Source organism: Brevundimonas sp., from assembly GCF_023259385.1.
GTDB lineage: Bacteria > Pseudomonadota > Alphaproteobacteria > Caulobacterales > Caulobacteraceae > Brevundimonas.
Genome location: NZ_JAHFPF010000295.1, coordinates 1 through 4,075, shown reverse-complemented (window position 1 = coordinate 4,075; position 4,075 = coordinate 1). Strand labels below are relative to the sequence as shown.

Sequence of the window (4,075 nt, the reverse complement as noted above, 5' to 3'; positions counted from 1 at the left end):
TCGCCGGTCTTGTGGTCGATCTTGGCGCGGATGTCGTGGTGCGCGCCATAGCGCGACTTGGCGCCCTTCTGGATCGCTTCCTCGATCGCCTCGATGACGATCTCCTTGTCGATGTTCTTCTCGCGCGCGACCGCATCGGCGATCTGCAGCAGTTCGAGACGGTTCGCGGAAACGCCAACGGCCATGTCTTAGTCCTCAGCCTCAGTCTGGTTGTCTTCATTGCGGGCGGCGCGTTTTTCGGCCCCCGCCTTCATCAGTTCATCGGTCAGCACCAGCTTGGCGTCGACCAGCCATTCGAACGGGATCAGGGCGGTGTCTTCCTCCCCTTCCAGATCGATGGCGATATTGGTGTCTTCGGTCCCGGCCAGCACGCCCTTGAAGCGCTTGCGGCCTTCGACCATCCGGTCCGTCTCCAGACGCGCCTCATAGCCTTCGAACAGGTCGAAGTCGCTCAGGCGGGTCAGCGGGCGATCGATGCCCGGCGACGAGACTTCCAGCAGATATTCGCCGGCGATCGGGTCGGCGGCGTCGAACACCTCCGACACCGCGCGGCTCAGGCGGGCGCATTCCTCGACGGCGATGTCGTGGTCCGAGCCGCGCTCGGCCATGATCTGCAGGCGACGGCGCAGGGTCCCGCCCATCAGCCGCACGCGCACGACCTCAAGACCCAGGCTCTCGGCGATGGGTTCGATCAGCTCCAGGAGCTGGCGGTCTTCTGCGGTCTTGGCCTTCAAGTCGGGTCCCGGGCAAAATAAAAGCGGCTGGCCGTCCGGGCCGCCGCTTTAACGGCGCCGTTAGGAGCCGGTCTAACGATGTGGAGCGGCGTATAGACCCGCGGAACGGCTTTGTCAGCCCCGATAATCCGGATTGCGTTCCGGGGGGGCTGCCGCCAGAAACACTCTCGATGAAAGTCTACTGGATCGGTCTCGACACGCCCGGGCGTCTCGGCGTGTCACGCAAGCCTGAGGGCGGCGACGCTCTCGACGCTCAGATGGAGCATCTGCACCGCGGCATGGTCGACCATGTGGTCAGCATGCTGGAGCCCGCCGAGGCCGCCGAGTTCGGCCTGGCCGAAGAGGGCGCGGCGGCCGAGCGTCACGGCGTCGGCTTCTACAACTTCCCCATCGTCGACCACGGCCTGCCCGGCGATGTCGAGGCCTACGCCCGGGTCGCGCGGGCCATCAGCAACCGCCTGCGGGCGGGACAGGCGATCGTAATCCACTGCCGGGCGGGCCTGGGTCGCGCGCCGTCGCTGGCCATATGCGCGCTGGTCGCGGGCGGAATGAACATCGACGAGGCGATCCTGCGCGTCGGCCGGGCGAGGGGACGCCCCGTGCCCGAAACCGATGAACAGTACGCCTTCATCAAGGCCTTCGCGGACCGCCCGAAAGCCTCCTCGCCGACCTGACTCAGGCGGCCTGAAGCAGGTCCAGCTGACCCAGGAAGTCGCGCTTGCCCAGGGCCACGCCGCGGTTGCGCAGGATCGCGTAGGCCGTGGTCACGTGGAAGAAGAAGTTCGGGATGGCGAAGCTGGTCAGATAGCCGACGCCGTCGAAATCCAGCTCGACGCCCGGGAAGCGCAGTTCGACGCGACGGGTCTCGCCGCCCTCGAACGCCGCCGCATCGACGCCTTCGATGAAGGCGATCGACAGGGCGATGGTCGTCTTCAGCTCGGCCAGCGAGGCTTCGTTGTCGTCTGTTTTGGGCCAGGGCTGGCCGGTCAGGCGCGCGACGCAGCTGCGGCCCGAGAAGCTGGCCATGCGGATCTGGTCGGCGAACGGCCTCATGTCCGGTGCGAGGCGCGCCTCCATCAGCTCGGCCTCGTCCAGACCGGCCTCGACGGCCTTGTCGATCAGATGGGACAGGTTGGTCAGGCCGCGCACGAAGATCGGCGCGGACGCATCCTTGAGGGTGAAAGTCATGGCGCGGCCTCCGGTGTGATTTTCCGGTTTCCTGCGCCGCTTCCCTGGCGAAAGCCAGAGGCGACTTGCGCGGTCCGGGAGCGCATGGTTCGGGGAGGGGATGCGCGTCCTGACCTCCGCCGCCCTGATCGTCGTCTTCGCCGGGCTGGCGGCCGTCTGCGCGCGGATCAATGTCCCCATGGTTCCTGTCCCCATGACGATGCAGACCTTCGCGGTGCTGCTGGCCGGCGCCGCCCTGGGGCCCTGGCGAGGGGGCGTCGCCGTCCTGCTGTATCTGGCGCTGGGGGCCGCGGGCCTGCCGGTGCTGTCGGACGGCGCTTCCGGCCTGGAGCATTTCACCGGGCCGACCGCCGGCTATCTGTTCGCCTTCCCCGTGGCGGCGGCCCTGGCCGGCGCGCTCTACCAGCGGGCGCGCGGCGTGGCGGCCAGGGTCGGCCTGCTGCTGGCCGCCCATCTTCTGATCCTCGCCGTCGGCACGGCGTGGCTGGCGACGGCCATGGGCGTGGCGGCGATCGCGGCCGGCTTCACGCCCTTCCTGATCGGGGCGTTGGTCAAGTCGGGGCTGGTCGCGGCGTGCGCGGCGGCCCTGCGCCGCCTGACGGCGTTCAGACCCGGATAAACTCCAGGAAGATGGGCGGGGTGTCGCCCAGCTTCTTCTCCTCGTAGCGGGTGACCACGTGGTCCTGCGGGGCCACGCGCCAGTCGTCGGCGCGGTCGGCGGTCCACTGCAGGCCCGGGGTCCGCTCCAGGCGCTCCAGCGCCCATTCGGCGTAGTCTTTCCAGTCGGTCACGAACCGCAGGCGGCCGCCGGGCTTCAGCAGGCGGGCGATCTCGGCGGCGCTCTCGTCCTGGATCAGGCGGCGCTTGTTGTGGCGCGCCTTGTGCCAGGGGTCGGGGAACAGGATCATCACCCGGTCCAGCGAGGCGTCGGGCAGGGCCTTCATCACGTCGCGCGCGTCATCGGCGTGCAGGCGCACATTCTTCAGAGCGCCGTCCTCGATATGGCGCAGGGCCGAACCGACGCCGTTCAGGAAGGGCTCGCAGCCGATCATCAGGGCGTCCGGATGGCGCGCCGCCTGGGCCGCCAGATGCTCGCCGCCGCCGAAGCCGATCTCCAGCCAGACTTCCTTGGCGCCGGGCATCAGCGCCTGCGGATCGATCGGTCCCGCCTCCGGGTCGGGCACGGCGATGGTCGGCAGCAGGGTGTCGAACAGCGCCGCCTGGCGCGGCTTGACCGTGCGCGACTTGATGCGCCCGAACGAGCGCAGCGGCCCCCAGGTCGGGGTGATCGGAGTGTCGGGATCGGAAGACATGGCGGGGCGTATAGCTCGCTGAGGGTCGAGGGGCGAGGGTCGAGGGGCCGATGTCGCGGCCCGCCCCGACCCTCGACCCTCAGCCCTCGACTCTGTCTGCGATCAGACCAGCGCCTTCAGCTTCTCGACCAGATCCGTCTTCTCCCACGAGAAGCCGCCGTCGGCGTCCGGTTGACGGCCGAAGTGTCCGTAGGCGGCGGTGCGGGCGTAGATCGGCTTGTTCAGGCCCAGATGCTCGCGGATGCCGCGCGGGGTGCCGCCGCCGATGAAGCCCAGAAGCTTCTCCTCCAGCACGCTCTCGTCGATCTTGCCGGTGCGGTGCAGGTCGACGTGGATCGACTGGGGCTCCGCCACGCCGATGGCGTAGCTGATCTGGATCGTGCAGCGCTCGGCCAGGCCGGCGGCGACCACGTTCTTGGCCAGGTAGCGGCAGGCGTAGGCGGCCGAGCGGTCGACCTTGGTCGGGTCCTTGCCCGAGAAGGCGCCGCCGCCGTGCGGGGCCGCGCCGCCGTAGGTGTCGACGATGATCTTGCGGCCGGTCACGCCGGCGTCGCCGTCCGGCCCGCCGATCTCGAAGATGCCGGTCGGGTTGATGTGCCAGACGGTGTTCTCGTCGGTGAAGCCCTCGGGCAGGACTTCCAGGATATAGGGTTTGACGATCTCGGCGACCTGTTCCGAACTCAGCCCCTTGGCATGCTGGGTCGACAGGACGATGGAGGCGGCGCGCTTGGGTTTGCCATCCTCGTATTCGATCGTCACCTGGCTCTTGGCGTCGGGCTCCAGTTGCGAGCCGCCCGCGTGGCGGACGTCAGCCAGGCGTTTCAGGATGTTGTGGCTGTA

General features: G+C 68.7%; 7 protein-coding genes. 2 read left to right on the top strand and 5 right to left on the bottom strand.

Features of this window, described 5'->3' with window-relative positions:
- Together Q0C81_RS17020 and rimP are read right to left on the bottom strand one after the other, a co-directional pair.
- Nucleotides 1-185, bottom strand: a 185-nt coding sequence (locus tag Q0C81_RS17020; RefSeq protein WP_291840781.1) for a NusA N-terminal domain-containing protein, incomplete at its 3' end; no start/stop codon positions are given.
- A gap of 3 nt (nucleotides 186-188) precedes the next feature.
- Nucleotides 189-734 (bottom strand): ribosome maturation factor RimP, encoded by a 546-nt coding sequence (gene rimP / locus Q0C81_RS17015; RefSeq protein ID WP_291840779.1) that lies wholly within the window; start codon nucleotides 732-734, stop codon nucleotides 189-191.
- A 170-nt stretch (nucleotides 735-904) separates the two neighbouring features.
- Here rimP and Q0C81_RS17010 point away from each other — a divergent pair, with 170 nt between their 5' ends.
- Nucleotides 905-1,408 (top strand): hypothetical protein, encoded by a 504-nt coding sequence (locus Q0C81_RS17010; protein ID WP_291840777.1) that lies wholly within the window; start codon nucleotides 905-907, stop codon nucleotides 1,406-1,408.
- Nucleotide 1,409: 1 nt separating this feature from the next.
- On the opposite strand, the gene Q0C81_RS17005 is transcribed toward Q0C81_RS17010, so the two are convergent.
- Nucleotides 1,410-1,922: a DUF1993 family protein gene (locus Q0C81_RS17005; protein ID WP_291840775.1), complete on the bottom strand. Its 513-nt coding sequence runs from the start codon at nucleotides 1,920-1,922 to the stop codon at nucleotides 1,410-1,412.
- Nucleotides 1,923-2,022: 100 nt separating this feature from the next.
- Here Q0C81_RS17005 and Q0C81_RS17000 point away from each other — a divergent pair, with 100 nt between their 5' ends.
- Nucleotides 2,023-2,541, top strand: a complete 519-nt coding sequence (locus Q0C81_RS17000) for a biotin transporter BioY (RefSeq protein ID WP_291840773.1) — start codon at nucleotides 2,023-2,025, stop codon at nucleotides 2,539-2,541.
- Here Q0C81_RS17000 and trmB read toward each other — a convergent pair.
- Both trmB and Q0C81_RS16990 read right to left on the bottom strand, forming a co-directional pair.
- The gene (trmB, locus tag Q0C81_RS16995) at nucleotides 2,528-3,235 is read right to left on the bottom strand and encodes a tRNA (guanosine(46)-N7)-methyltransferase TrmB (RefSeq protein ID WP_291840770.1); all 708 of its coding nucleotides are present in this window, start codon (nucleotides 3,233-3,235) and stop codon (nucleotides 2,528-2,530) included. The two genes, Q0C81_RS17000 and trmB, sit on opposite strands and share 14 nt — an antisense overlap.
- Before the next feature lie 102 nt (nucleotides 3,236-3,337).
- A partial coding sequence (locus Q0C81_RS16990) for a methionine adenosyltransferase domain-containing protein (RefSeq protein ID WP_291840767.1) occupies nucleotides 3,338-4,075 on the bottom strand: 738 nt, incomplete at its 5' end.

What these genes read in the sequence shown, in the direction of transcription:
- trmB (WP_291840770.1), bottom strand. Translation starts at nt 3,235, where the DNA reads ATGTCTTCCGATCCCGACACTCCGATCACCCCGACCTGGGGGCCGCTG.
- Q0C81_RS17005 (WP_291840775.1), bottom strand. Translation starts at nt 1,922, where the DNA reads ATGACTTTCACCCTCAAGGATGCGTCCGCGCCGATCTTCGTGCGCGGC.
- Q0C81_RS17000 (WP_291840773.1), top strand. Translation starts at nt 2,023, where the DNA reads ATGCGCGTCCTGACCTCCGCCGCCCTGATCGTCGTCTTCGCCGGGCTG.
- Q0C81_RS17010 (WP_291840777.1), top strand. Translation starts at nt 905, where the DNA reads ATGAAAGTCTACTGGATCGGTCTCGACACGCCCGGGCGTCTCGGCGTG.